Below are 24,131 nucleotides of genomic sequence, written 5' to 3'. Positions count from 1 at the left end.
CGCGCACCGCGACTACTTCAATGGACATCCCCTACACCGTTCACGCCCGGCCTGACACCGGTCTCTACAACGCCAAGATCGGCATTTGGCTCTTCCTCGCCTCGGAAGTCATGCTCTTCGGCGGTCTGTTCTCCGCCTACATCTTCCTCCGCATCGGTGCCGACTATCCGTGGCCCGTGCATGATCTCGATGTCACGCTCGGCTTCATCAACACCGTCGTGCTCATCGCTTCTTCCGTCACCGTCGTCATGGCCTGGGCCATGCTGAAGCTGCGCAAGTTCGGCTGGTACCGCATCAACATGGCCATCACCGTGTTGTGCGCCGGCGTGTTTATGTTCAACAAAACCTTGGAGTACAAGGCCAAGTTCGCTCACTACGCCGTGAAGCTTTCCGACGGCACCTTCCTCACCGGCCATCTGCCGCATGGTTATCAGGTGAAGTTTGGCGATGCGACGGAGTTGGCGATCACCATTCCGCTCAAAAACAGCGCCGTCACCGCCGATCCCGTCGGTTATGTGCTCCCTTACATCGAAGGCACGGCACCCAAGTTCAAAACCGAGGATGGCAAGGAAGTCACGCTCGACAAGGCCACCTTCGCTGAACTTCGCGCCGCAGCGCTCAAGAAAGCCGAGGCTGAAAAGAAAAGTGCAGGCACCTTCAAGCTCACTGCCACCGCTCCGGTTAAATTCGCCGCCAAGCCCTCCGAGATTTTCGGTTACACCGACACCACCATCACGTTCCGTGACGGCACCATCGCCACCGGCAAGCTCATCGACGACAAGATGACCCTCGAAGTCGATGGCATCGACGCGCGCGGAGTCGCACAGCCTGACAACTCCCTCGCTTTCGACCACCGCTACCTCCCAGCATGGCAGAAGGCCTTCGTTGCCAACCGTGAGCATCATATCGCCGAGTTCGAGAAGAGTTACCCCACGCGCGACAAAGCCAGGTCTGCCACGCTCCAGAAGGAGTCGTTGTTCTACAAAATCCATTCCGTCACGCCACCCGCAGAAGGTGCCGGACACGGCGAAGGCACCAAGCACGGCGCTGAAGCTCATGCGCCTGCCGCACACGGTGGTGAGCATGGCGAGGCCCATCACCCCACCGTCATTCTCGAAAAGAAGGACATCACCTTCTTCTCCAACTTCACGCCGAAGCTGAACACCTACTACGCCATCTACTTCACGCTCACCGGCCTGCACGGTGCGCACGTCGTCATTGGGGCGCTGGTGCTGGCCTACTTCCTCTGCTTTGACAACAAGCGCCTCAAGCAAGACCCCGAGCATCTCGCCAACCGTGTCGAAGTCGGTGGCCTGTTCTGGCACTTCGTCGATCTCGTCTGGATCTTCCTCTTCCCGCTCCTCTACCTCCTGTAATCCCTCACCTTTTCACGCCATGGCTGACAACGTCGAAGCAATCCAAAAATCGATCAAATGGTACTTCATCATTGGGTTCATCCTGATCGTCTTTAGCGGCCTCACGGTGGGCCTCTCCTATGTCGAGCTGCCGACGCACAGCCTGAACATCATCGTCGGCATGATCCTCGCCACCATCAAGGCCGCGCTGGTGGCGTTGATCTTCATGCATCTCAGCCACGAGCGCCCGCTCATCTACAAGGTGCTCGCCTTCACCGTCGTCTTTGTTCTCGCCTTGTTCCTGCTGTTTATTTTCTCCCACGGCGATCCGCTGGAGTTTCCCGGCTTCTACAATCCAGTCGAATAGCCTCGCGCACCGCCGCTCATGTCCCTCAAGTACTTCCACCTCGTCTTCCTCGGCTTCGCCATCTTGTGCGATGCCGGGTTCTGGCTGTGGCTGCACTTCATGCCCGAGGACGCCGCACGTGCTGGAGCCATTGGCCTCAAAAACTACGCGGGCATCCTTTGTCTGGTATTACTGGCCTATGGCGTCTGGTACTTGGTCAAAAAAATGCGCACCATCATCGTCTGATCATGCTTCCTGCGCTTCCATCCTCCATCCTCGCCTGCGCCACCTGCATGGGTGACAAAGGCAGCCTCATCGGCCAGGCGCAGGGCTTTGCCATCCTCTTTCTGCTCGGCGTCCTCGCCTTCATGTTCACCTGCGCCGCCGGCATCGTCCTCTCCATGGTCCGCCGCCAGCGCCAGCACGCGCAAACTTCCGCCACACCTGCCTAGCCGCCCCTTTCCTTTATGAAACCCGATTCAATCAACGTCTTCATGGGTCAAACCCCGAACGCCTCCGAACATGGCGGCCTCGTCGATCACATGCTCGGCTTCGTCCACTGGTTCATGCTCGTGCTGTTCATCGGCTGGAGCGCCTACTTGGTCATCGCCTTCTGGCGCTTCCGTAACACCAAATCGAAGCAGGCCGACTACCATGGCTTCCGCGGCCATGCCACGACCCACATCGAAATCGGCGTCGCTATCGTCGAGGCCATCCTGCTCCTCGGCTTCGCTTTTCCACTTTGGGCCCGTCAGGCCGATGAATATCCCACCTCCCCCGACACCATCCGCATGCGTGCGCTGGGCGAAAAATTCCTCTGGAACTTCCAGTATCCGGGAGCTGACATGATGCTCAGCACCTGGCACCTCAGCTATGTCGATGGTGCCACCAACACCACCGGCAAAGATCTGCACGATCCCAACGGCAAGGACGACTTCGTCAATCCCGGCACGATGAAGCTTCCCGTGGGCCGCCCCGTCATCGTCGATGTCGCCACCAAGGACGTGATCCACAATCTCGCCATTGTTTCCATGCGTGCCGCGCAGGACGCCATTCCCGGCACCAAGAGCCACATGTGGTTCAAACCCACCAAGACCGGCACCTGGGACGTCATCTGCGGTCAGCTTTGCGGTCCGGGCCATGCTCAGATGAAGGCCAACATCGAAGTCGTTGAAGCCAAGGAATACGACGACTGGGCCAAAGAGCAGTCCGCCGCCGCGCTCAAGAAGATCACGGACGCTGCTGCTGCGCCTGCCGCGAAGTAGTTCGACCGCAAAATCGGCCGGCGCACCCAAGTGCACAGTGCTCAGTGCCAAGTTACTGAGCACTGAGCACTGAGAACTGAGCACTTATTCCCCACTACACTCAGCGCCCTCACCCCCATGAACCGCGCGTTCCACCGCTACTCGCTGCTCACGCTCGCCGTCGGCATCGTGCTCATCTGGTGGGGCGCTGCGGTGACCACGGAGGATGTCGGTCTTGCCGTTCCCGACTGGCCGCTGTGCTACGGCAGGATCAATCCTGAAGGCTGGTACAAAGTGCCTGCGCTGCTGCTTGAACACGGCCATCGCTGGCTCGCCACCACCATCGGTTTCCTCGTCCTCGGCATGTACTACTGGCAGTTTGCCAAGTTCAAACCGGGTCTGGTTGAAGGCGTCGGCATCCTCCTCTGCTCCATCGGCTTTCTGGTGCTGATCTACCTCGGATCACTCAACACCGCCGCGTTCATCGCCTTCCTCGGCTTCGCCTGGCTCATCTTGAAATGGTACAGCCAGCGCTGGCCCTTGTTGCGTGGCCTGACCACGCTCGCGCTGCTGCTCGTGGTGTTCCAAGCATCACTCGGTGGCCTGCGCGTGCTCAAAATGTCCGATCCGCTGGGCATTACCCATGGCACACTCGGCCAGCTCTTCTATTGCCTGCTCGTCTTCATCGCCTTCGCCTCATCACGGACTTGGACCGAAGGTCGGGTCGTTCTCAGCGTCAAAGAACTTGCCAAAGCGCGCTTCTGGACGCTCGCCCTGTTCCTCTGCGTCTTCGGCCAGCTCGTGCTCGGTGCCACCTTGCGGCACACGCAGCGCACGCATCTCGCTGCCAGCGATATTTTGACCACCAAGGGCCAGTGGCTGCCGCCGTTCTCGCCGCCCGATGTGTTTCTGCTCTTCGCCCACAAATTTTGGGGCTTTACCGTCGCTTTGCTCATCATCTTCGTCGCTGTGCGCTCACGTCATTGGCTTGCCACACTGCCGCAGATGCGCGTTGTCCCCACACTGCTCATGTTCATGCCCACGCTCCAGGTCGCCCTCGGCATCTTCGTCATCCTCACTGGCAAAAGCTTCTGGGTCACCAACTTCCACGTTCTCAACGGCCTCGCGCTCATCGCTCTCAGCAGCCTGCTTGTCGCCACCTTCTGGGGTGACGGATTCTGCCGCTCTGAATCGGCAGTCGATGGGAACGTCAATGAGCCTCTGCGATCGTCCAGACTCTGCGGTTAATTTGGATTGAACCGCAGAGGCTGGACGGCCGCAGAGCAGAACTGGATCACTGAGTTTTCCCTGCGGTAAGGATGTCGGAGGCTCACTGGCCGCCGCCCTGCCGGGGTTGATCGAACGCCGCGAGCTGTTGCTTCCATGCGGCTGCCTGGGCCACGCCGCCGGTGATTTCGGTGTATTGGGCGAGACGTTCGAGAGCCTCGCGAAGATAATGTCGGGCGTCCTCAGGAATGGTGCTCATGCGTTCGTTCAAGCCCGCGTAACCGGAGCGTAACAATGTTCCGGCCTCGGCGAATGCCTGCTTGCCCAGCAAAGCACCGCCCAGCATGCTCTCGGCACTGAAACGCAGCCAGTGATCCGCGCTGTGCGTGATTCGCAGCTCAAGAGATTCACGCAGGACGACTTCGGCTTCGGCAAATTTTCCGGCCTGCAGCCAGAAACACCCCAGATTTGCTGCGGCATCCGCAAGGGCGGCCGGATCGGCAGTGCTGTGCTTGCGCTGAATCTCCAGCACCTGCTGGTACACTTTTTCCGCCTCTTCGACTTTGCCCTGCTGATGATACGTCCCCGCTAGACCGGTCATGGTCCCGAGCGTGTCGGCGTGTTCGATTCCGAGTGCGCGTTGCTGAATTTGCAGCATTTGCAGGTACATGCTTTCGGCCTCCGCATGCTTGCCATGACGGTCGTGCATGAGTGCCACGACACGCATTTGGGCAAGAACATCAGGATCGCCTGCGCCGTACGCGGTCTTCATGGCATCCAAGGTTTGCAGTTGCAGCGTCTCCGCCTCGGCCGGCTTGCCATCCGCGTCATACGCTTTCGCCAACATCTGCATGGAGTGGAGCGTTTGCGGATGACTGCTGCCCAACGTGCGCTGCCTCACCTCCAAGGTGTGCTGACGCAAAGCCACGGCCGCCGCATGCTTGTCGTGGTGGTCATAGACATCTGCGACGTTGTCCATCTGGAAGAGGATTTCAGGATGTTCGGGAGGGAAGGCGGCTTTCAAGATCTCCAACACCTGCAGTTGGCTCGTTTCCGCCTCGGCCCGGTTACCTTGGGCCTCATACTCATCCGCCACACATTTCATCGAGAGCAGTGTTTGCGGGTGCTGGACCCCGAACACCTGCTGTTTGGCCGCCAGACTTTGGCGATGCAGTTTCAAAGCTTCCTCATGCCGTCCACGGCGGCCCAGCACCAGCGCCGTCCGGTCCAGTTGCGCCAGTGTGTCAGGATGCTCCATGCCGAGCGTCTGTTTCATGATCTCCAGCGCACCGAAATATAGCTTCTCCGCCTCCGAGGGCATGCCGCCCGCCTCGCAGGCCTCGGCGTTGATGGTCATGGACACCAGCGTTTGCGGACCGCGTTTGCCCTGCACCCGCTGCATCGCTTCCAAATGCTCGCCACGCAGCTTCATCGCTTCGGCAAACCTGCCCTGGCCTGTGTATGACGTCGCCAGATTGCTCAGGGTCGCCAGTGTTTCGAGATGATCTGGGCCGAGTACGCGCTTCTGCACCTGCCAGAGGTTCAGAAACAAAGTCTCGGCCTCCAGATGCTTCTCCTGCGCGTCACACACTGCCGCCAGCACGGTGATCGTGACAAACGTGTCGAGATGCTCCGGGCCTAACGCACGTTGCTGGGCATTCAGTGTATGGCGAAGCATGCCTTCCGCGTCCGCATACCGGCCTTGTTCCTTCAAAGTGGTCGCCAGATCTTTCATGGAGCGCAGCGTGTCACGATGCTCGCCACCGAGCGCGAGTTTTCGCTTGTCCAGCGCTCCTTGCAGTTGCTTTTGTGCATCGACTGGCTGCGACAGTGCCAGATACGTCAGCCCGATCGTTTCCTGCGTCCGCGCACCAGCCTCCGGGTTTTCCGCCAGCGTGTCCAGGTGTTCGGCGGCCTCATCCAGCATGTTTTTCAGCAACGTGGTGTCGTGACCCTTCACTTTTTCCGGTGTCAGTGCGCCAAACATTTCCTGGAGAAACTGTGCCGTCATGGAATGCGACTCGAGCTTCTTCTTGGCCGCCACCCTGGTCTCATCCTGCTTCCTTTGCAGCAACAGCCAGCCAGCGCACATCATCCCGACGGTCAGTGTCAGCACCAGCACCGCTGCCAATGCGAATAGGCTCCGGTGTTCGCTGACGAAGTTGCCCACGGTCGAACCCTGCATGCGTGGCGGCTCTTCCATCGCTGCCGCTTCCGTCAGGTAGCGTTGGAAGTCGTTCGCCAGCGCGCTGGCCGTCGTATAGCGCTCCAACGGATTCTTTTCCAAGGCTCGCATCACGATCCCGTCGAAGTGCTCTTCCATCAGCGCGACGATCTGCGCGTTCTCCACCTGACGGCTCAGGGCGATCCCGGTAAGCTGTGCTTTGGGCAGCGTGCGCAAGCAGTCCGACGGCTTCGGTTTGGGCGCTTCGCACACCAGCCGTTTGATGTCTTCCAGATGCTCTGCCGTTTCCCTCGGTGTCGCAAACGGCAGCCGGCCCGTGAGCAATTCGTAAAGCAGCATGCCCAGGGCATAGATGTCGCTGCGAGCATCAATGCCGCCCGTGCCAACATGTTCCGGGGACAAGTAGGCGGCAGGCGTGCGCAGCCACCCGCTGGGAGTGACGAGCGTGTGGTTCAATGCCTTCACGATGCCGAAGTCGGTGATCTTGAGCAACGGCTGGCCGTCGTCGCCCCACATCACCAGCAGGTTGCTGGGCTTGAGATCGCCATGCACCACGCCTTTTTGATGCGCATGCTGGATGGCGTCGCAGACTTGCAGGAACAGCCGGACACGCAGCAGCAGCGGCAGCTTTTGGTCGTCACAGAACTGCGTGATCGGTTCCCCATGGATCAGTTCCGTGACCAGATACGGATTGCCGCCCGGCGTCATGCCGCAGGCTTGTGGTTTGGCGATGCTGGGGTGGTCCAGCAGCGCCAGCGCGTGCTTCTGCGCCTCGTAGCGAATCAAAAAATCATTGGCCGGTGCCGCCGCCACGACTTTGATCGCCACAAACTCCGCCACGCTCTGGTTTCGCTCCGCTATCCACCTCACGCCGCAGGTGTTTTCATGGGTGATCTGCAGCAGCCGGTAGGGGCCAAGCATGTCGCCCGGCTTTTCAGGAGCAGCGGCATGAGGAGGAGATTTTGACACCTTGATCACTCGGGATTTGTGTGATCTGCCCCGCGTTTCAGGACGGCTGCGCAGCCGGTCCCAAACTTCGTTCCACAGCGCCGTGTCGTTCCCACAGGCTCCGCTGAGAAAGACATGGCGCTCAATATGGTTGGCACGTTGGAGCGCTGCATTGAAGAGTTGCTCGATGCGGGCGGGTTCGTTGGTCATACGAGAGTGGCAGCCATTCTATGATTTTCAGAATCATCTGGCTGCCCCCGCAATTGAGGTGCTGAATCAGGATTCAAACCTCCCTCAATCCAGCTTTACTTCACGACATCGCCCACCAGCAGGCACGCACCGGGATAACAGGCCGTTCCATTGAAACGCTCGGGCTTGTCGATCTTGTTACCGTTTTTCGCCAGGGTCGCCGCCTTGTCCGGCTGCTCGGGGTGAATCTCGATCTTCACGGTGTGGACCTTGTCTTCGAGGTCAGAGCCGATCACGAACGTGCCGAGCCGATGATAGGTGCAGTAGGCGTCGAACCGCAGCACAATCTTCGCCGGCTTGTCGTCTAGCCACCGTCACCGCGCCTGCACGCTCGACATGGCACGAATCAGGGGCACTGTGCGCGCCCCTTTCCCCATGCTCTCCGTTTCCAATGTCAGTAAAACCTACGCCGGTCGCACCTTGTTCAGCCAGGTGTCGTTTCACATCAACCGTGGCGAGAAAATCGGCCTGATCGGCCCGAACGGCGCCGGCAAATCGACGTTGTTTTCGCTCCTGCTTCAGGATACCACGCCGGATGATGGTCAGGTGGTCATGGAGCGCGGCATCAGCTTCGGCTTCCTGCCGCAGGAGAGTGCGCCGATTGAGGATGTGACGGTGCTGGAGTTGGCGACCGGTCATGTGGACGAGGATCACCGCTGGGAAGTGGAGCCGAAGGCCAAACGCATCCTCAGCGGCCTGGCGTTTCGTGAATCCGACTTCGAGCGCAACGCCCGCACGCTCAGCGGCGGCTGGGTGATGCGCGCGCATTTGGCGCGACTGCTCGTGCAGGAGCCGGATCTGCTGCTGCTCGATGAACCGACGAACCATCTCGACCTCGAATCGCTCATCTGGTTCCAGAATTATCTCCAGGGCTATCCGGGCGCCATCCTCATGATCTCGCATGACCGTGAGTTCCTGAACGCGCTCACCGACAGCATCCTCGAGATCGCCCACAGCAAGATCACCCGTTACGTCGGCAACTACGACAACTACCTGCGCGAGAAAGCCGCGCGTGCCGAGCAGTTGCAGGGCGCTTACGATAACCAGCAGCGCGAACTCGCCAAGATGCAGGCCTGGGTGGACAAGTTCAAAGCCAAGGCCAACTTCGCCTCCCGTGCGCAGGACAAGGCCAAGATGATCGACCGCATCGAAAAAGTCGAAGCGCCCGTCGCCGATGCCAAAACGGTCAAGTTTCGCTTCCCACAGCCGATTCGCAGCGGTCAGCGTGTCATCCGCGTGAAGGACGTTGATTTCGCCTATGGCACGCAGCCCGTTTACAGCAGCCTCAATCTCGAAATGGAACGTGGCGAGCGCACCGTGCTCGTCGGCCCGAACGGCGCCGGTAAATCCACGCTGCTCAAACTGCTCGCCGGTGCCCTCACGCCGCAGGCCGGAGCCTGCGAACTCGGCCACAACGTCAAACTCGGCTACTTCGCCCAGTATCGCGGCGATGTGCTCAACATGCGCCACACCGTGCTGCAGTCCGCCATGGACCTGCCCAGCCGTCCTGGCGAAAACATGTGCCGCACTCTGCTCGGCTCGTTCCTGTTTCACGGCGACGATGTCTTCAAGCCCGTCGGCGTGCTCAGCGGTGGTGAAAAGAGCCGTCTCGTGCTCGTGCGCCTGCTGCTCGATCCGCCGAACTTCCTCCTCATGGACGAGCCGACGACGCATCTCGACATGGGCAGCATCGACGCCCTCATCGGCGCGTTGGAGCAATACGAAGGCACGCTCGTCTTCATCAGCCATGACGTTCACTTCATCCGCCAGATGGCCAAGCAAGTCCTGCACGTCAGCGCCGGCGTCATCACGCCTTACGCCGGGGATTATCAATACTACCTCGACAAAACCAAGTCCGGCTCCGCCCGCGAGGCCTTGACCGCCACGCTGCACAACGCCCAGCCAACCACCTGGACCGCTCCCACCGTGCGTGAACCGGCCAAAAGCAAGCAGCAGCGCCGTGCCGAAGCCGATGCCCGCAATGCTTTCAGCAAAGCCAAGAAAGAACTCGACCTGCGCATTTTCAAAATCGAGCAGGAACTCGCCACGCTCGACAAGCGCAGGCACGAGATCGTCAATCTCCTCCAAGAAGAAGCGACCTATGCCGACGCCGCCCAGTTCCGCGTCCTCAGCGCCGAACTCGAAGCCGTCGAGACCAAGATCCCCAAATTCACCAGCGAATGGGAGAAGGCGGCGGAGGAGCTGGAGAAGCTCAATGCAGCAGCAACTGCTTGAGACGCTCAAATCAAATCGACCGCGAGGTCAGGGATAGAGGCGCTTGCATCGAAAGCGCCGATTTCCTGCTCGGTGCGGTGCAACGACACTTCCGGCTGCTAGGCTCGTCAAGAAGCAGGCCCAATCTTCTCTTCGTGATGCACCAACTCCTCATCCAGCGCAGGTTTTTGCTGATCGGTGTGTGAGGGATGCGTATCTGCGGGGGGACGGAAGGGTGATGCGGTTGGACGTGAGCGCGTGGTCCATGCTCTTCGCCGATATGTGCCCTTTCTCGTGCATTCCGTGCCCCTACATGCGCATTCTGCGCCTCCGCTTGACGATTCCGTGTGGCAAGGAGAGCATTATGCGCTACGAAAAATGCATTCATCCTGCCGACGAATTGATTCTTCGGGGCGAAGAAAGCATTCAGTGGCCCGACGGAATGAATGCTTCAGGCGAAGAACGCTTTCGTCAAGGCGCGGAATCATTTCGTCAAGGCACGGACTGCACGCGTCGGGATGAAAAATGCATAAGTCGGAGCGAATAATGCGCAAGTTGAGGCTATTTATCGGCCAATCGTGGCCATAAAGGCGCAATTAAGCCTTTTAAAGGCATTATTCAGCCGAAGCCGGCTGAGTTTTCGTTGTCGTTGTGTATTTGTTGCCTGCTCGTCCGCTGCCTTGGGAGGCCAACGCCAGATCGCCGGCCTGCTCCATGCGTTTGAGCGCCATCCGGATCGAGCCGTCGGCAAACCGGCGGTAATGCTGCACGCGCAACTGCTTCTTCACCTCCCCGATGCCAAACGCTCCCGTCAGCCCCGCCACCACCTCCCGCACCGCCACCCGCACATCTTTGATCTCCTTCTGGGGATTAGTCGGCGCTGGCGCTGCCTGCTCTGCCAAGATGGGTGCCTCGGGAGTCACCGGCGGCGCTGCTGGGCTGCCCGCCACCGGCAGCAAGGCCGCCAGCGCACCCGCCGCCGGATTCCCCGTCAGTAGCACCCGAATCCGCCGCACCGCCTCAAAGTCAGCCAGCAACTGTGCCTCCAACCTCGCAAGCGCCTCCAAAAGCTGATGATTTGATGCCATGCCCGCATCCTGAGAGTTTCATCCTCAGGCGTCAAGCATTCCGCAACGCTGCATTCCGCAACGCTGGCAGATTACCCTCTTCATGAAGCCCAACGGGCTTCCGTCATGCAGCCCAGGGGTGCCGAGCCTCGGCGAGTGCTCCCCTGGGAGAGTTGGTCCATCCAAACCCGGGCCGCATCGAACCGCAACGCGGTTCCGTCACCCGAGCGTCCACCGCCCTGCGAGGACGGACGGAACCCCATTGGGGTTCACACTGAATCGCGCGCGGGTTTCATCGCGATTCCCAGGGTAGCGCTTCGCGCAACCCTGGGCTGCATGACGCAAGACCGTTATTGGTCTTGAGCAGCCGAGTTTGGCTGCTCAGAAATTCCATGCGAAGAAGGCTACTTCATCACCATCCCGAAGCACAAAATCGCGAAATTCTGGCTTCGTTATTTTGTCGAAGTCTGCGTTGGCTTTGTACTTGCCACTCGCAGAGCGGACGCTGCATGGAACCATCTGCATCACCGCCCCATCTGATCGCAAATCCTTGGCAGACGGCAAGACTTTGGCGACATCTAACAACAACCCGAGCCGAGTCCCTTTCGGGAGATGATAGGTACCTCGAAACAAAAAGCCGCCACCCACGGTCACAGCGATGGAGCTTGGAACCGGGTCACCGTAAACGGCCTTGGGGTAGGAATGCTGCGTCGTGCAGGAACACAACGCAGCGAGGGAGAATACCAACCAAGCGAGAAACTTCATCACACATGAATCGGATGCCCCTTGGCGACTTCGGTGGCCTCCTTGACCATCTCGGACTGCGTCGGATGGGCGTGGATGGTGGCTTCGATTTCGTCCCAGGTGGCTTCGAGATTCATGGCGAGGCCGATCTCGGCAATCATCTCGGTGCTTTCGCTGCCGATGATGTGTGCGCCGATGATTTCGCCGTGCGGTTCGCCGTAGAGGATCTTGACGAAGCCTTCGGGCTCTCCGGCGGCGAGGGCCTTGCCGCTGGCGGCGTAGGGGAACTTGCCGATCTTGAATTTGAGGCCCTTTTCCTTCGCGGCGCGCTCGGTGAGGCCAATGCTGGCGACTTGCGGGTGGCAGTAGGTGCAACCGGGGAAGACGCCGACTTTCTTGGGCTTGTGCTTGGTGAAGAGACCTTCGACGCACTGCACCGCCTCGTAGCTGGCGACATGCGCGAGCCACGGTGGCCCGATGATGTCGCCAGCGGCGTAGATGCCTTTGACGGAGGTTTGATAGCGCTCGTCGGTTTGCAGCCAGCCGCGGTCGGTGAGCTTGATCTCGATGCCGCCGGGCAGCACGGGCTTCACGCCGATGGCGACGAGGCAAACGTCGGCCTCAAGCGTTTCATTGGCAGCACCTTCGACGGTGATTTTGACGCCTTTGCCGTCCTCGCTGGTCTTGGTGACCTTGGTGTTGGTCAGGATGCGGATGCCGGACTTGATGAGGCTTTTTTCGAGGGTCTTGCTGACTTCGGTGTCTTCCACGGGCAAAACGTCGGGCAGCATTTCAACCACGGTGACCTTCGTGCCGTAGGCGTTGAAGAAGTAGGCGAACTCAATGCCGATGGCACCTGCGCCGATGACGATGATGCTCTTCGGCTGCTTCTCTAACATCATGGCTTCTTTGCTGCCGATGACCGTGGTACCGTTGAAGGGAAAGCCGGGCATGTCGCGTGTCTTGGCGCCGGTGGCGATGAGGATGTTCGCGGCGTCATACGTCTCTTTTTTGCCGTCGGCAGCGGTGACTTCGACTTTACCGGCGGCGGGGATGCTGGCGGTGCCACGGAGGTAATCGACCTTGTTCTTCTTGAAGAGGAATTCGATGCCCTTGTTGAGCTTGTCGCTCACGCCACGGCTGCGGCCGATCACTTTGGACCAGTCATACTCGATGCTGCCGATCTTGAGACCAAACTCCTCCGCGCGGTGCGTGAGAGTGTGGTACAGCTCAGCGTTTTTCAGCAGCGCCTTCGTCGGAATGCAGCCCCAGTTCAGGCAGGTGCCACCAGCGCGGTCATTTTCGACGCAGGCCACTTTTTTACCGAGTTGCGCTGCGCGAATGGCTCCGACGTAGCCCGCAGGCCCGCCGCCGATGACGATGAGATCGTAGTTCATGAGAGAAATGTTTTTTGGGGGTGTGAGGGTCGAGAGAAGCGCAGCCAAGCCCCGTATTCAACCGCAGATTCCCCCTTCGCATGCCAGATTGACCGGAGGAGTGGCAGAACGTAATTTCCACCACCATGAAACCGAAAGCCATCATCATCACGGACCCAAAAAAGTTGTTCGCGATCTGCTCCAATCAGCCACGCGTCTCGCGGGAGCAGATGCGCAAATCCATTTTGGCCGGCATTCACAGCAGCCGCTCCACGCCGCCCGCGAAGGTGAGCTGACGCGACTGCAAGCCGAAGCAGACTCCCCACCGCCACCATTCGATGTCATCGGGGTGGGTGGGGAGCATGCCATCTTTGGCTCGGAAGGCCTCGGCAAGGTCGTCAAGCACACGCTGCCCGGCTTTTACGGGCGCATCATGGATGAAACCAAGCTGCTCGATCCGCGCACGTTCCAAAACAAAACACGCCTGATGATGCGTGCGGCGCTGCCCTCCGAGTATCTGCGCCGCTGGGCCGTGATGACGGATGTCTTCGGGATGCGCACGCATTACCTCGGCAAAGTCACCGGCACTGACCGTGATCCGCAGATGGCGGTGGAGCAGCCGTTCATTCCCGAAGATGAAAATCTGCCTGCCACGCTGGAGGATGCCGAGGATTTCTTCACCGCACACGGCTTCGTGCGCGTGGATGACGCGCACATCATCAATCCCGAGGTGCATGGCGTGACGTGGTATCGCCAGCGAGACGGGATTCTCGTGACCGATGCTCATGCGCGGAATTTCCGCCGTGATCTCGACGGCGTGATCATCCCCGTGGACCTCGTCATTGCCCTGGTGCCGCCCGGTTCATCAGCGCTGCTGCCTGCGGCCACGCGGCTGTGGCAGCCCGCCGACGATGAGTGAGACTTATCTTGAATAGAACGCCCACGTCTGGCAACTTTCATGCTGTTGGGCCGTTGGTTCCTCGTTGATTCAAATGCACACGTCATTCTGCCTTCTCCTCACCTCGATTCTGCTCGTCGGGCAGCTTCGTGCAGCAGAGCAACGTCAGAACGCGGAGAAAGCACCAAAGACCGACATCGCCGCGCTCCTCAAGGTGCAAAGCGCCGTGCAGAAACTCCTGCCACAGGTGCGCCCGGCACTCGTCGCCATTCAGACCGGTGGCGGCACGGCCAGTGGCGTGATCATTTCGCCCGAGGGCCTGCTGCTCACCGCCGCGCACGTCCCCAACGGCCCCGGCAAGGACATGCGGATCATTTTGGAAGACGGCAGCGTGACCACGGCCAAATCGCTCGGCATGGACAAGACCACCGACGCCGCGCTGGCACAGCTCAAAAAACGTGACAAACCGTGGCCCTTCGTCCATCTCAGCCGCGAGGTCGTCAAAGCGCAGCCCGGCGAGTGGTGCTTCGCGCTTGGCCATCCCGGCGGCTACGACAAATCACGCGGCCCGGTGCTGCGCGTGGGCAAGATCGTCAAACAAACCGCCAACAGCCTGCACACCGACTGCGTGCTGATGGGCGGCGACTCCGGCGGCCCGTTGTTCAATTTCCAAGGCGAGGTCATCGGCATCCACAGCCAGATTTGGGAGAACCGCGATCAAAACGTCCATGTCTCCATGGCTCCTTTCCTGCGCTCGTGGGAAGCCATGCAGAAATCACAGGTCATCAAAACGTGGGGCATCGGTGCCGGCGGCTATCTTGGCGTCGCCACGCGCATGAGCGACGATGCGGAACTCGAAGTGGCCGATGTCATCGACGGCTCGCCCGCGCAAATAGCCGGCATCCATGCCGGTGATGTCATCATTGGCCTCAACGGCAATGCCATGACCGACCAACCGCAATTCACCGCCACCGTGCGTGCCCGGGCTGCTGGCGACACCATCCTGCTCAAACTCCGCAACAACGGCAAAGAGCGCATCGTGCCCGTCAAACTCGCCCAGAAACCACAGGAGGAAGGGCAGTGACGCACCCCGAGCAAACAAGAGCCGCGACAGCGTCCTGGAGTGCGCCGGCCCTCCGGCGCTTTCGAGCAGTTGTTGGCCTGCGAAAAGCTCCAGAGGGCTGGAGCACTCCAAAACGTGGCCGCATCCTCGTTGGTGCCAGTTTGCTGTTGAGCCTTTTTTCCACCTCTCTCCAAGCCGAATCCCCACGCCCCACGTTGCCGCCGGATCAGCGCACGAACGGCAAACACACCCTCGCAGCCGTCGAAAAACTCAAACCGCTCACTACCGCCTGCGCCGCACGCATCGAGAGCCTGCTCGGCCGTGCGATCTGTGCCGCCACCATCGTCGGTGAGGACGGCTATGTTCTGATCAAAGCCAGCGAGGTACCCGATCTCGGCAAAGCACGCATCAAGTTCTGCGACGGGCGCATCACCGATCTGCGTGAGATTCATCGCGAGACCAGCCTCGACCTCGTTCTCGCCCAAGCCGTCGGCGTCACCGGCCTGCGGGCGGTTTCTTTCGGTGCGGCACGACCTCTCACGATGGGCCAGTGGCTCTGCAGCGTTGCCGAGACAGGCAAAGAGCCGCGCATCGGCACGGTCAGCGCCCGCATCCGCCGCATTCCCGGCACCGGCGCTGCACTGGGCATCCGCATGGCAGAAAAACCGGCGCTGGGAGACAAAGGCGTGCGCATCATCGGCATCGCCAGCGAAAGCCCCGCCGAAGCCGCCGGCTTGCAGGAGAACGACGTCCTCCTCGCCATCGCCAGCGAAACCGTCGCGCAGTTCCGGCAGGTGCATGACATCGTCAACAAGCGCCAGCCCGGCGAAGTCGTCGAGGTTCGCTACCTGCGCAAAGACAAGGAAGAAACCTGCCGAGTCCGTCTCGCCAGCCGCACCAAGGTGCTGCAAAACTGGGAGGGCGAGGACTTCGCCAACGGCGGCATCTCCCTGCGCACCGACAACTTCCCCGAAGTCCTCCAGCACGACATCCCGCTCCTCCCCACCGACATGGGCGGCCCTGTCGCCACGCTCGAAGGCAAGGTCGTCGGCATCAACATCGCCCGCGTCGATCGCGTCACCACGTTTGCTCTGCCCGTCGAAGCTTTTTGGACCGAGGCGCAGCAGTGGATCAAGGCAGATCGCCATCCGCCGAAGGCGGTGCTGGCGGAGTAAGCGCACTCATTCGCCCGCAGCGGCCAGCGCACGAGATTCTAACAGCGGGTTGATGAAAAAACGCGCTTCACGCCGCAACCGATGAAGCTCGGCTTTCAAGCTGGCAAGCTGCCCGCGCTTTTTAGCTTCGATTAGAACTCCCACGACGCCTGTAATGGAAACCCCGAGTGATGTCGCCACCGAGCGGCCATCCGCTTCATCAATCAGCAGACGGTTTGCCTTCAACTCCAGCGCCAGTCGGATCGCTGCACGTTCACCCTGATCCAGCTTGTCCAATAGCAGAGGGGAAGGCGCCTGCGCTGGGACGGCCATCGAGATCAACCATCCATCAGCAAAAGCTTGCGCGATTTCACGCTGTGCAGGTGGATGTCGTAACCGACTCAACTCTACTTCGACCTCATCGGGGATGATGATCGTCCCAAATTGATCGCGAAGAAGTGCCAGTTGGCCGATGACGGCCAGATTGGAAACCGGCGAGGTATTACTGACCACCAGCATAGGCAAGATCAGCTTCGAGATCGGCTTCTGAATAGTGGCGTGCGATTCCTCGGCTGCCCACTTCCAAACCGAAGTCAAACTTGCTCATCCCCAGCATTTCCGCCGCACGGCCCAGGCTGATCAAGCCACGTGCATAGAGCATGCAGGCCATCTCCTTCAGCAGGTAGCCCTGCCGTTCAGGTTCAGGCACTGGCAGCGACGCCACTACGTCGTCAGGAATATTCAGAGTCACGCTCATGCTCGCAGTTTACCCTTTCTTGCCTCCGCATCAAGATTTGCCTTTCTCCCCGCCTGCGCTCCATATCCGGCATGCGCTACCAGCCACTCCCCGCCGAACTGTTCATCTCCAACCGCCAGCACCTCTACGCCAAGCTGCCGCCGCAGTCCGTCGTGATCCTCAATGCCAACGACGTGCTGCCAACGAATGCAGACGGCTCCCTGCCCTTCATCCAGAACAGCGATCTGTTTTACCTCAGCGGCGTCGATCAGGAGGAGACAATCCTCGTGCTCTATCCCGATGCCGCCGATCCCAAACAGCGCGAGATGCTCTTTGTGCGCGAAACCAATGAGACCATCGCCGTGTGGGAAGGTGAAAAACTTTCCAAAGAGCAGGCCACGGAGCGCAGCGGCATCCAGCGCGTGCATTGGCTCACCGACTTCGAGACGCAGTTCCGGGCCGTCATGTGCCAGGCAGATCACGTTTATTTAAACTCGAACGAGCATCCTCGCGCCACCATTCCCACCGAAACACGTGAGACACGCTTCACGCACCGCTGCAAACAGGAATACCCGCTGCACGACTACCGCCGCCTCGCGCAGCTCATGCACGAGCTGCGTGTCATCAAGAGCCCGCATGAAATCACGGCGCTCAACGAAGCCATCCGCATCACCGGCGATGGTTTTGATCGCCTGCTGAAGTTCGTGCAGCCCGGCGTGCATGAGTTCGAGATCGAGGCCGAGCTTTCGCATGAGTTCATCCGCCAGCGTGGTCGCGGCTTTGCGTACACGCCCATCATTGCCACCGGCGGCAATGCCTGCGTGCTCCACTACATCACGAATCACTGCCAGTGTCAGGATGGCGAGTTGCTGCTGCTCGATGTGGCCGCCAACTACGGCAACTACAACGCCGACCTCACGCGCACCATCCCCGTGAACGGCAAATTCACGACACGCCAGCGCCAGGTCTATGACGCCGTCCTCCGCGTCTTCAAACAGTGCTGCCGGATGCTGCGCCCTGGCGTCATCATCCGCGAATACCAGGAACAGGTCGGCCTGCTCATGCAGGAAGAACTCCTCGGCCTCGGCTTGATCACGCAAGAAGACATCGCCAAGCAGGATCCCGACAAGCCCGCGTATAAAAAATACTTCCCGCACGGCACCTCGCATCCGCTCGGGATCGACGTCCACGATGTCGGCCACATGTGGAAGCCCGTGCAGCCCGGCATGGTCTTCACCGTCGAGCCCGGCATCTACATCCGTGAAGAAAAACTCGGCGTCCGCCTCGAAAACAACATCTTCATCGGCGAACACGAAAACATCGACCTCATGGCCCATATCCCGATTGAGGCTGAGGAGATCGAGGCGCTGATGAAACGCTGACATGTCGCTGCCACGCTTCCATCTGCCCGCTAACGATTGGCGCGAGCCTCATCTCATGCTCACCGGCAATGAAGCGCAGCATTGCAGCCGCGTCATGCGCAAGCAGCCCGGCGACACGATTGAAATATTCGATGGTGCAGGCCGCGTAGCCGTCTGCGAGATCACGCACGTCTCCAAAGCGGAAGTGCAGGCCAAAATCACCACCGAAACGCTCACAAAGCCGTTTCAGACCGCGATTCATCTCCTCCCGGCGCTCATCAAAGCCGAGCCCTTCGAGTGGTTGCTCGAAAAAGCCGTCGAACTCGGTGCTGCGAGCATTCAGCCCATCATCACCGAGCGCACCGTCATCCATCTCGATGCCGCGCAGACGGAAAAGAAGCTCGCCAAATGGCGCAGGCACATGATCGAGAGCGCCAAGCAATGCCACACGCCATTTCTGCCCGAATTGAAGGTTCCGGTGAGTTTTGCGGCCAGTTTGAAGCTCGCCGCCGACTTCAAACTCATCCCCGCGCTCAGCGAACACAGCCGCACGCTCAAACATGCGATGCCGTCATCGAAACCAAACAGTATCGCCGTCTTGATCGGCCCTGAAGGTGATTTCACCGCGGAAGAGGAAGCCCAAGCCTTCGCAGCGAGCTTTGTGCCGATCACGCTCGGCCCGCTGGTCTTGCGTGCTGAGACTGCAGCCATCGCGACGCTCGCGATTCTGGGGCACGAGTTGCGTTAACACTGCTCTACACAGAAAGCTCACGCAGCCGCCGGGCATTCATGTGACGCGGCAGCGTTTAGGAGTGCTCCAGCCCTCTGGAGCTTTGCGCAGGCAGAGGGACGTTCGAAAGCGCCGGAGGTCCGGCGCACTCCAGGACGCTGGCGCGGTTTCTTGGCACCCACGCTACTTCAAATCATGCGGCGTATTCACATTGTGGAAAAAGGGCATTTGCTCGTCACTCAGCATCTGAGTGGTAGCCAAATCTGAATGGACGCATGTTTCGATGATCGGTTGCAAGGCGAGATGCTTTTCACGCAGCGCGGTCTGCATGAGGGGCAGCATGCCGGGGACGTAGAGACCGGCGAGGACTTCATCGCCATGCGGGCCGCGGTAGAACTGGCCGCGCACGGGTTCTGCGGACGGAATGAGATGCGCGCGCAGAAACGCGGCGGTCATCCATGGCATATCGACGGCGAGGACGAGCAGCGGCATCTGCACGCGTTCCAAGCAACGGGTGATGGCACCCAGCGGGCCGTTATCGATGCCTTCGGGGTCATGAATAATCTCCACGGCCTCACCAGGAAAGAGCGGTTGCTCGCGGCGGCAAGAAAGCAGCACGCGTGAAGCGCCGATGGATTGCAGCTTGTGCAACTGCGCCTGCCATAGGTCCTGCCCATGCCAATGGAGCAGGGCTTTGTCCTGTTTCATCCGGGTGGAACGACCACCGGCGAGAAGAGCTGCTGAAAAAGGTGTCATGACCGCGTGGACAAAAAGACGGCGCTAGCTGGAGCGCGAGTGTGTCGCAGACCACTCGCCACTTTGGGCGACGGGTGACGCGGCACCCGCCCGCATCGCCTCGCGAAGCGATGCGGGCAGGGGAAAGTCAGGCGAGTTGGAAACTCGCGCTCCGGCACCCGCGCTGCGCAGGATGCCGTCGCTCAAAATCTTCGCGCGCAGGCCGCCATGATCTTTGAGCGCTGCTTCCGCGCCTTCGGCAAAGGCCTGGTTCATCCAGTGGCATGGGCTGCATTCCTGGGCACCGAGGAAGCGGACGCCCTGCACCTCGAACTCGACGCCGATGAGCGTGTTGAGGTCCACGCCCTTGGTGATGATGTTGCGGCGGAAAGCAGAAGGCGGCACGCCCATGACGCTGAACTTTTCACAGAGGCACTCGTACTGCTCGTGCTCGAAAAAGGTGACCTGGCCCTTGTAGTCTTCCTTCCAGCCGAAGAAGCGATCACCCACGAGTCCTTTGCCGGCCACGCATTCGGCTTCCGACACCTCGATTACCGGCGCCTCACCCGCAGGCTGGCCGTGGTGGCCGAAGAAATTGTGCTCCGGTGAAATGTAGATGTGCAGGATTTGCATGCAGGGCTTGGATGTTGGCGCAAACGTGTCACGATTCATACGCCTATGACTTCAACTCAGCAACCCATCCGCATCGGCATCATCGGTGCCGGTGGCATCGTCAAAACACGCCACATGCCCGGTCTGCGGGCCATTCCGAACGTGCAGATCACGCAGGTGACCAATCGCTCGCTGGCCAGCGCCGAAACCTTCTGCCGCGAGTTTGCACCGGAAGCGCAAGCCGTGGAGCGCTGGGAAGAGCTGGCTTCATCTCCTGATGTCGATGTCGTGTGGATCGGCACGCATCCCTACATGCATGCGGAGATGACGTGCTACGCGCTCCAGCATGGGAAGCATGTCTTTACCCAGGCTCGCATGGCGGCATCGCTACCGGAGGCAAATCAGATGTGGGAGGCGGCGATTCGTTATCCTGAGCTCGTCACGGCGATCTGCCCCGCTCCGCAGGGCATGAAGGGCGGTGAACTCGTGAAGCAACTGCTCGCGGAAGGCGCCATCGGCACGCCGCATCAGGCGCTGCTGCACAGTTTCAACGACGCATGGCTTGATGCTTCGAACCCCGCTCACTGGCGGCAGCAGTCCGAGCTGAGCGGCATCCAAATACTCACGCTGGGCATCTACACCGAGGTACTACAGCGCTGGCTCGGCCACATCGTCGAAGTCGAGGCACGCGGGAACGTGGTGATTCCCGAACGTGCGGGCGTGGAGGTCGATATTCCCGATTTCGTGAATGTGATGGCGAAATTTCGCAGCGGCATCGAAGCGACGCTGCTCTTCAGCGGCGTGGCCGCGCATGCGCCGACGGACAAGCTGTGGATCTTCGGCTCCGAGGGCACGCTGAGCTATGATTTCAACACCGACGATCTCCAGCTCGGCAAACGCGGCGGCAAACTGGAGTCCGTGTCGATTCCCACCGCGATGCAGCGAAGCTGGACGGTGGAGCGCGATTTCATCGCCGCCGTGCGTGATCCCGCCGCGCCGAGACCGAAGCCCGATTTCAACGAAGGCATGAACTACATGCGCGTGGTGCATGCCGTGTGGCAGGCGATGGAGGCCCAGGCTGCGGTGCGGGTGATGTAAAAACGGACATGCTCTCGGATCGCGGGAGGTCATCTTTTGTAGGTTGGGTGTGTTTGGCGCGCGGTGTGCACTCCATCACCTGAATACCCCTGCGTCAAACCGCCCGACTTCGAGGACGTTCGTACGCCACAGTATCTGCCCCACGCTCGAAGACGGGCGGGCTGTCGCCACACCCATCCCACGGACTGACATCACGCAGCGCGTCTGCGGCCCACGGCGAGTGCGCCGTTCACGATTTGCAGCAGGCCTTCGACTTGATACGGCTTTGGCAAGGCCGCAGCGAAACCGTAGGCGGCGCAGTCCTTCATCACCGCATCATCGCGATAGCCGGAGGAGACGATGGCGAGGATCTGCGGGTCGAGGCGGCGCAGGTGCAGCATGGTTTCACGGCCACACATGCCATCGGGGATGGTGAGGTCGAGGATGACGAGATCATACGGGCGGCCCTGCTGCATCGCTTCCTGATAAAGGCGCAGCGTGTCCTTGCCGTCGGCGGTTTCGATGACTTCGAAGCGGGCTTTTTCCAATGCACGCCGCAGGAGGTCGCGCACCATGGAGTCGTCTTCCAGCAGCAGGATGCGCACGGACGGCAGAGGCGCGGCGGCGGCATGAAACGGCTTGCTGGGCGTTTGCACCGGCACCACAGGCGGCAGCAGCGCAGCCTCGATGTCGCGACGCATGTCGCCGACGGATTGATAGCGATGCTGCCGGTCCGGCATCAAGGCGCGGACGATGACGCCGTCGAGACGCGGCTCAAGTCCTGGCCGCAAGGCTGATGGCGGCTGCCAGGAGCCACGCGGCAGCACGCCGGTGAGCATCTGATACATCAGCACGCCCAGCGCATAGATGTCGGCACGGTGATCGACTTCGCGGTGCGCGTTGAACTGCTCGGGGGCGGCGTATTCCGGCGTGCCCATGACCATGTGCGTCTCGGTGGCCATCGACGCGGCGCGCATGACATCCTTGGCGAGACCGAAGTCGGTGATCTTCACCTCGCCCTGGCGCGTGAGCATGATGTTCGCGGGCTTGATGTCGCGATGCACGATGCCCTTGGAGTGCGCGTATTCGAGTCCGACGCAGATCTGCGGCAGCAGTTGCAGCGCGAGTTCGGGCGTCATGCGCCCCTGCGTCATGATTTCGCCGAGGTCGGTGCCATCGACGAACTCCATGACGAAGAACAGGAACTCCGCACCGAGATGGCCGTAGTCGTAGATGGCGACAATGTTCGGGTGATTGAGCGCCGCCATGGCACGTGCCTCGCGGCGGAAGCGGTCTTCAAAGGCAAAGTCGTAACCATCGCTCACGCGCAGGATTTTGACGGCGACGGGCCGCCCCAGGCTGAGCTGCGTGCCGCGATACACCGTGCCCATGCCGCCGATGCCGACGAGTGTCTGCACCGAGTAGCGGCCAAACGGCATCATGGCGGAAAGCTCCGGCGCGGTGGGCGGCGCGGAACGGGTCACGACGGGAGTGGCGGTGCTGGAGCTGGAGCTGCTGGTGAGACGCATCAGTCGGGTACTGTGACACACCCGGCGGTGGGAGCAACCACCGCGAGCATTAGTTTGCATTCAGACCGGCGGTGCGGCTCAAACGGGCAGCTCAAGCCGCCGCAGCGGCAGGCTTGCTGGCTGCTGCGAGCTTGCGCGTGTAGATGAAGCTGCCGACAGCGAGCACCAGAATCGCAATGCCCAGCAGCGGGCGCACAACGATCCACGCGATGGCGATCACGACGAGTGAAATCGTCCCGGCGAGAACAAACGAAATCAGGCCGGTGCCCATACCGATGATGTTGCCGATGAAGGGAATCACACTGCCCAGCACGCTGAGCGGCTTCATGATGGCCATGAAGCCAAAGGCCATGAACAGGAAGCCCAGGAAGCGCAGCAGCCAGGTAATGATGGTGTTCGCGCTGGCGGCGTTCTTGAACATCGTTTCGGCGCTCACGGTGCCTGCTTCGATGAAGTCGATCGCGTCACCGGCCTTGGTTTGATAGGGCTCAAAGGTATCGCCGAGCTGGGCCGCCATGAGGCTGAAGACGCCGGGCTTCACGATCTCAAACGACACGCGCACATCGCCAACCGTCGGAGCGTCGGGTTTGGCGCCGAAGTAGAATGCGCCTGACTGGATTTGCGTGCCCGCTTTGAGATCGGCAGGCAGTTTGGCGAGATCGGCATCAGTGACGGCATGCTTGGTCGGGCTGCCCATGTGGCTCACAAAGCTTTCCGGCACCTTGAAAGCGCCCAAAGTGACGTTCTCGGCGCTGATGTTCTTATTCCCGGCGATCAACTCGCCTTCATTGGTGTGACCGTCGGGCTTTTTGAACTCGGAAGACTTCACCGGCTCGTCCACCCACTTCTTCTCATAGGTGTAGGTCGTCGTGGTTTCTTCGCCGCCGCCGACTTTTTGCTTGGTCTCCGACTTCTGGTTTTCCACCCACTGATAAATCTCTTCGCTGCGCACCAAGCGCAATGCCGGGGCGCTGATGCCGTAATCAGGATCGACCACCGGCTCGGCGGCCTTCGCATCACCGGTCAGGTGGACGAGTTTCTTCTCGTTCGCGGCATCGACCTTGTCAGAGCCCACGTTCACGACGGCGGCAGCGCCTTCCTTGAGGCTGTTCGCGGTGGTGACAGCGCGACCTTCATTCCACCAGAGCAGCACAATCGTCACGGGAATGATGACGATGCCGAACAGGATGCCTTTGATCGATTCGCCGATGCGGCTGAACCAGCCTTGAGATGTCGTTTCAGTGTAGGAGTCAGCCATGGTGTGCGTGGGTTGCTGGGGAT

Annotated in this window: 25 protein-coding genes; 14 read left to right on the top strand and 11 right to left on the bottom strand. The window is 60.5% G+C overall.

From position 1 onward, the window contains the following. The first annotated feature begins 20 nt into the window (after positions 1-20). The 6 genes from ACKVY0_RS02765 to ACKVY0_RS02740 all read left to right on the top strand — a co-directional run bounded on the left by ACKVY0_RS02765 (position 21) and on the right by ACKVY0_RS02740 (position 4,193). Positions 21-1,376 (top strand): heme-copper oxidase subunit III, encoded by a 1,356-nt coding sequence (locus ACKVY0_RS02765; RefSeq protein WP_409213261.1) that lies wholly within the window; start codon positions 21-23, stop codon positions 1,374-1,376. A 19-nt stretch (positions 1,377-1,395) separates the two neighbouring features. Then, positions 1,396-1,722 (top strand): cytochrome C oxidase subunit IV family protein, encoded by a 327-nt coding sequence (locus ACKVY0_RS02760; RefSeq protein ID WP_409213260.1) that lies wholly within the window; start codon positions 1,396-1,398, stop codon positions 1,720-1,722. A gap of 18 nt (positions 1,723-1,740) precedes the next feature. Continuing rightward, a complete protein-coding gene (locus tag ACKVY0_RS02755; protein ID WP_409213259.1) occupies positions 1,741-1,947 on the top strand; it encodes a hypothetical protein in 207 nt (68 codons plus the stop codon). 2 nt (positions 1,948-1,949) lie between these two features. After that, positions 1,950-2,153 carry a hypothetical protein gene (locus ACKVY0_RS02750; protein ID WP_409213258.1) on the top strand — a complete coding sequence of 68 codons (204 nt, stop codon included), beginning with the start codon at positions 1,950-1,952 and terminating at the stop codon, positions 2,151-2,153. A 15-nt stretch (positions 2,154-2,168) separates the two neighbouring features. Further along, the gene (locus ACKVY0_RS02745) at positions 2,169-2,966 is read left to right on the top strand and encodes a cytochrome c oxidase subunit II (protein WP_409213257.1); all 798 of its coding nucleotides are present in this window, start codon (positions 2,169-2,171) and stop codon (positions 2,964-2,966) included. A gap of 117 nt (positions 2,967-3,083) precedes the next feature. Then, entirely contained in the window at positions 3,084-4,193 is a 1,110-nt protein-coding gene (locus ACKVY0_RS02740) for a COX15/CtaA family protein (RefSeq protein WP_409213256.1), read from the top strand. An 82-nt stretch (positions 4,194-4,275) separates the two neighbouring features. Here the strand turns inward: ACKVY0_RS02740 and ACKVY0_RS02735 are convergent, their stop codons facing one another. Beyond that, positions 4,276-7,515, bottom strand: a complete 3,240-nt coding sequence (locus ACKVY0_RS02735; RefSeq protein ID WP_409213255.1) for a tetratricopeptide repeat protein — start codon at positions 7,513-7,515, stop codon at positions 4,276-4,278. Positions 7,516-7,610: 95 nt separating this feature from the next. After that, the gene (locus ACKVY0_RS02730; RefSeq protein ID WP_409213254.1) at positions 7,611-7,790 is read right to left on the bottom strand and encodes a hypothetical protein; all 180 of its coding nucleotides are present in this window, start codon (positions 7,788-7,790) and stop codon (positions 7,611-7,613) included. 139 nt (positions 7,791-7,929) lie between these two features. Between ACKVY0_RS02730 and abc-f the strand changes: the two genes are divergently transcribed. After that, positions 7,930-9,789, top strand: coding sequence for a ribosomal protection-like ABC-F family protein (gene abc-f, locus ACKVY0_RS02725; RefSeq protein ID WP_409213253.1), 1,860 nt, complete (start codon positions 7,930-7,932; stop codon positions 9,787-9,789). 593 nt (positions 9,790-10,382) lie between these two features. Here abc-f and ACKVY0_RS02720 read toward each other — a convergent pair. From ACKVY0_RS02720 to lpdA, 3 genes are all read right to left on the bottom strand, one after another. Beyond that, positions 10,383-10,856, bottom strand: a complete 474-nt coding sequence (locus tag ACKVY0_RS02720; RefSeq protein WP_409213252.1) for a hypothetical protein — start codon at positions 10,854-10,856, stop codon at positions 10,383-10,385. 360 nt (positions 10,857-11,216) lie between these two features. Continuing rightward, entirely contained in the window at positions 11,217-11,600 is a 384-nt protein-coding gene (locus ACKVY0_RS02715; RefSeq protein WP_409213251.1) for a hypothetical protein, read from the bottom strand. Next, a complete protein-coding gene (lpdA, locus tag ACKVY0_RS02710; protein ID WP_409213250.1) occupies positions 11,600-12,976 on the bottom strand; it encodes a dihydrolipoyl dehydrogenase in 1,377 nt (458 codons plus the stop codon). The genes ACKVY0_RS02715 and lpdA overlap by 1 nt, the downstream gene beginning before the upstream one ends. 125 nt (positions 12,977-13,101) lie before the next feature. Between lpdA and ACKVY0_RS02705 the strand changes: the two genes are divergently transcribed. The 4 genes from ACKVY0_RS02705 (at position 13,102) to ACKVY0_RS02690 (ending at position 16,091) form a co-directional block, all read left to right on the top strand. Continuing rightward, positions 13,102-13,251, top strand: a complete 150-nt coding sequence (locus tag ACKVY0_RS02705) for a hypothetical protein (RefSeq protein ID WP_409213249.1) — start codon at positions 13,102-13,104, stop codon at positions 13,249-13,251. Between the two features lie 53 nt (positions 13,252-13,304). After that, entirely contained in the window at positions 13,305-13,874 is a 570-nt protein-coding gene (locus tag ACKVY0_RS02700; protein ID WP_409213248.1) for a hypothetical protein, read from the top strand. Positions 13,875-13,947: 73 nt separating this feature from the next. Beyond that, positions 13,948-14,937, top strand: coding sequence for a S1C family serine protease (locus ACKVY0_RS02695; RefSeq protein ID WP_409213247.1), 990 nt, complete (start codon positions 13,948-13,950; stop codon positions 14,935-14,937). 194 nt (positions 14,938-15,131) lie between these two features. Continuing rightward, positions 15,132-16,091 (top strand): PDZ domain-containing protein, encoded by a 960-nt coding sequence (locus tag ACKVY0_RS02690; RefSeq protein WP_409213246.1) that lies wholly within the window; start codon positions 15,132-15,134, stop codon positions 16,089-16,091. Positions 16,092-16,097: 6 nt separating this feature from the next. Here the strand turns inward: ACKVY0_RS02690 and ACKVY0_RS02685 are convergent, their stop codons facing one another. Both ACKVY0_RS02685 and ACKVY0_RS02680 read right to left on the bottom strand, forming a co-directional pair. Beyond that, positions 16,098-16,589 carry a DUF3368 domain-containing protein gene (locus tag ACKVY0_RS02685; RefSeq protein ID WP_409213245.1) on the bottom strand — a complete coding sequence of 164 codons (492 nt, stop codon included), beginning with the start codon at positions 16,587-16,589 and terminating at the stop codon, positions 16,098-16,100. After that, positions 16,573-16,827, bottom strand: coding sequence for a UPF0175 family protein (locus ACKVY0_RS02680; protein WP_409213244.1), 255 nt, complete (start codon positions 16,825-16,827; stop codon positions 16,573-16,575). Before ACKVY0_RS02680 ends, ACKVY0_RS02685 begins: the two co-directional genes overlap by 17 nt. 71 nt (positions 16,828-16,898) lie before the next feature. Between ACKVY0_RS02680 and ACKVY0_RS02675 the strand changes: the two genes are divergently transcribed. Together ACKVY0_RS02675 and ACKVY0_RS02670 are read left to right on the top strand one after the other, a co-directional pair. Then, positions 16,899-18,188, top strand: coding sequence for an aminopeptidase P N-terminal domain-containing protein (locus tag ACKVY0_RS02675; protein WP_409213243.1), 1,290 nt, complete (start codon positions 16,899-16,901; stop codon positions 18,186-18,188). 1 nt (position 18,189) lies between these two features. Further along, positions 18,190-18,915, top strand: coding sequence for a 16S rRNA (uracil(1498)-N(3))-methyltransferase (locus ACKVY0_RS02670; protein WP_409213242.1), 726 nt, complete (start codon positions 18,190-18,192; stop codon positions 18,913-18,915). A gap of 165 nt (positions 18,916-19,080) precedes the next feature. On the opposite strand, the gene ACKVY0_RS02665 is transcribed toward ACKVY0_RS02670, so the two are convergent. Beyond that, complete coding sequence (locus tag ACKVY0_RS02665) at positions 19,081-19,653, bottom strand: molybdenum cofactor guanylyltransferase (RefSeq protein ID WP_409213241.1); 573 nt, start codon at positions 19,651-19,653, stop codon at positions 19,081-19,083. Positions 19,654-19,677: 24 nt separating this feature from the next. Next, positions 19,678-20,265 (bottom strand): MOSC domain-containing protein, encoded by a 588-nt coding sequence (locus ACKVY0_RS02660; protein WP_409213240.1) that lies wholly within the window; start codon positions 20,263-20,265, stop codon positions 19,678-19,680. 45 nt (positions 20,266-20,310) lie between these two features. Between ACKVY0_RS02660 and ACKVY0_RS02655 the strand changes: the two genes are divergently transcribed. Beyond that, entirely contained in the window at positions 20,311-21,342 is a 1,032-nt protein-coding gene (locus ACKVY0_RS02655; RefSeq protein ID WP_409213239.1) for a Gfo/Idh/MocA family protein, read from the top strand. Positions 21,343-21,533: 191 nt separating this feature from the next. On the opposite strand, the gene ACKVY0_RS02650 is transcribed toward ACKVY0_RS02655, so the two are convergent. Further along, positions 21,534-22,850, bottom strand: a complete 1,317-nt coding sequence (locus ACKVY0_RS02650; RefSeq protein ID WP_409213238.1) for a protein kinase domain-containing protein — start codon at positions 22,848-22,850, stop codon at positions 21,534-21,536. A 91-nt stretch (positions 22,851-22,941) separates the two neighbouring features. Next, the gene (locus ACKVY0_RS02645) at positions 22,942-24,108 is read right to left on the bottom strand and encodes a TMEM43 family protein (RefSeq protein ID WP_409213237.1); all 1,167 of its coding nucleotides are present in this window, start codon (positions 24,106-24,108) and stop codon (positions 22,942-22,944) included. Between the last annotated feature and the right edge of the window lie 23 nt (positions 24,109-24,131).

The organism is Prosthecobacter sp. (genome assembly GCF_046154365.1).
Classification (GTDB): Bacteria; Verrucomicrobiota; Verrucomicrobiia; order Verrucomicrobiales; family Verrucomicrobiaceae; genus Prosthecobacter.
The sequence above is the reverse complement of the archived record's forward strand: the minus strand, read 5'-3'. Positions and strand labels throughout refer to the sequence as shown.

Coding starts and splice junctions, on each gene's coding strand:
- ACKVY0_RS02645 (WP_409213237.1), bottom strand. CDS start 24,108: ATGGCTGACTCCTACACTGAAACGACATCTCAAGGCTGGTTCAGCCGC.
- ACKVY0_RS02715 (WP_409213251.1), bottom strand. CDS start 11,600: ATGAAGTTTCTCGCTTGGTTGGTATTCTCCCTCGCTGCGTTGTGTTCC.
- ACKVY0_RS02650 (WP_409213238.1), bottom strand. CDS start 22,850: ATGCGTCTCACCAGCAGCTCCAGCTCCAGCACCGCCACTCCCGTCGTG.
- ACKVY0_RS02655 (WP_409213239.1), top strand. CDS start 20,311: ATGACTTCAACTCAGCAACCCATCCGCATCGGCATCATCGGTGCCGGT.
- ACKVY0_RS02755 (WP_409213259.1), top strand. CDS start 1,741: ATGTCCCTCAAGTACTTCCACCTCGTCTTCCTCGGCTTCGCCATCTTG.
- ACKVY0_RS02720 (WP_409213252.1), bottom strand. CDS start 10,856: ATGGCATCAAATCATCAGCTTTTGGAGGCGCTTGCGAGGTTGGAGGCA.
- ACKVY0_RS02705 (WP_409213249.1), top strand. CDS start 13,102: ATGAAACCGAAAGCCATCATCATCACGGACCCAAAAAAGTTGTTCGCG.
- lpdA (WP_409213250.1), bottom strand. CDS start 12,976: ATGAACTACGATCTCATCGTCATCGGCGGCGGGCCTGCGGGCTACGTC.
- ACKVY0_RS02695 (WP_409213247.1), top strand. CDS start 13,948: ATGCACACGTCATTCTGCCTTCTCCTCACCTCGATTCTGCTCGTCGGG.
- ACKVY0_RS02735 (WP_409213255.1), bottom strand. CDS start 7,515: ATGACCAACGAACCCGCCCGCATCGAGCAACTCTTCAATGCAGCGCTC.
- ACKVY0_RS02670 (WP_409213242.1), top strand. CDS start 18,190: ATGTCGCTGCCACGCTTCCATCTGCCCGCTAACGATTGGCGCGAGCCT.
- abc-f (WP_409213253.1), top strand. CDS start 7,930: ATGCTCTCCGTTTCCAATGTCAGTAAAACCTACGCCGGTCGCACCTTG.
- ACKVY0_RS02760 (WP_409213260.1), top strand. CDS start 1,396: ATGGCTGACAACGTCGAAGCAATCCAAAAATCGATCAAATGGTACTTC.
- ACKVY0_RS02665 (WP_409213241.1), bottom strand. CDS start 19,653: ATGACACCTTTTTCAGCAGCTCTTCTCGCCGGTGGTCGTTCCACCCGG.
- ACKVY0_RS02740 (WP_409213256.1), top strand. CDS start 3,084: ATGAACCGCGCGTTCCACCGCTACTCGCTGCTCACGCTCGCCGTCGGC.
- ACKVY0_RS02765 (WP_409213261.1), top strand. CDS start 21: ATGGACATCCCCTACACCGTTCACGCCCGGCCTGACACCGGTCTCTAC.
- ACKVY0_RS02685 (WP_409213245.1), bottom strand. CDS start 16,589: ATGCTGGTGGTCAGTAATACCTCGCCGGTTTCCAATCTGGCCGTCATC.
- ACKVY0_RS02680 (WP_409213244.1), bottom strand. CDS start 16,827: ATGAGCGTGACTCTGAATATTCCTGACGACGTAGTGGCGTCGCTGCCA.
- ACKVY0_RS02745 (WP_409213257.1), top strand. CDS start 2,169: ATGAAACCCGATTCAATCAACGTCTTCATGGGTCAAACCCCGAACGCC.
- ACKVY0_RS02675 (WP_409213243.1), top strand. CDS start 16,899: ATGCGCTACCAGCCACTCCCCGCCGAACTGTTCATCTCCAACCGCCAG.
- ACKVY0_RS02660 (WP_409213240.1), bottom strand. CDS start 20,265: ATGCAAATCCTGCACATCTACATTTCACCGGAGCACAATTTCTTCGGC.
- ACKVY0_RS02750 (WP_409213258.1), top strand. CDS start 1,950: ATGCTTCCTGCGCTTCCATCCTCCATCCTCGCCTGCGCCACCTGCATG.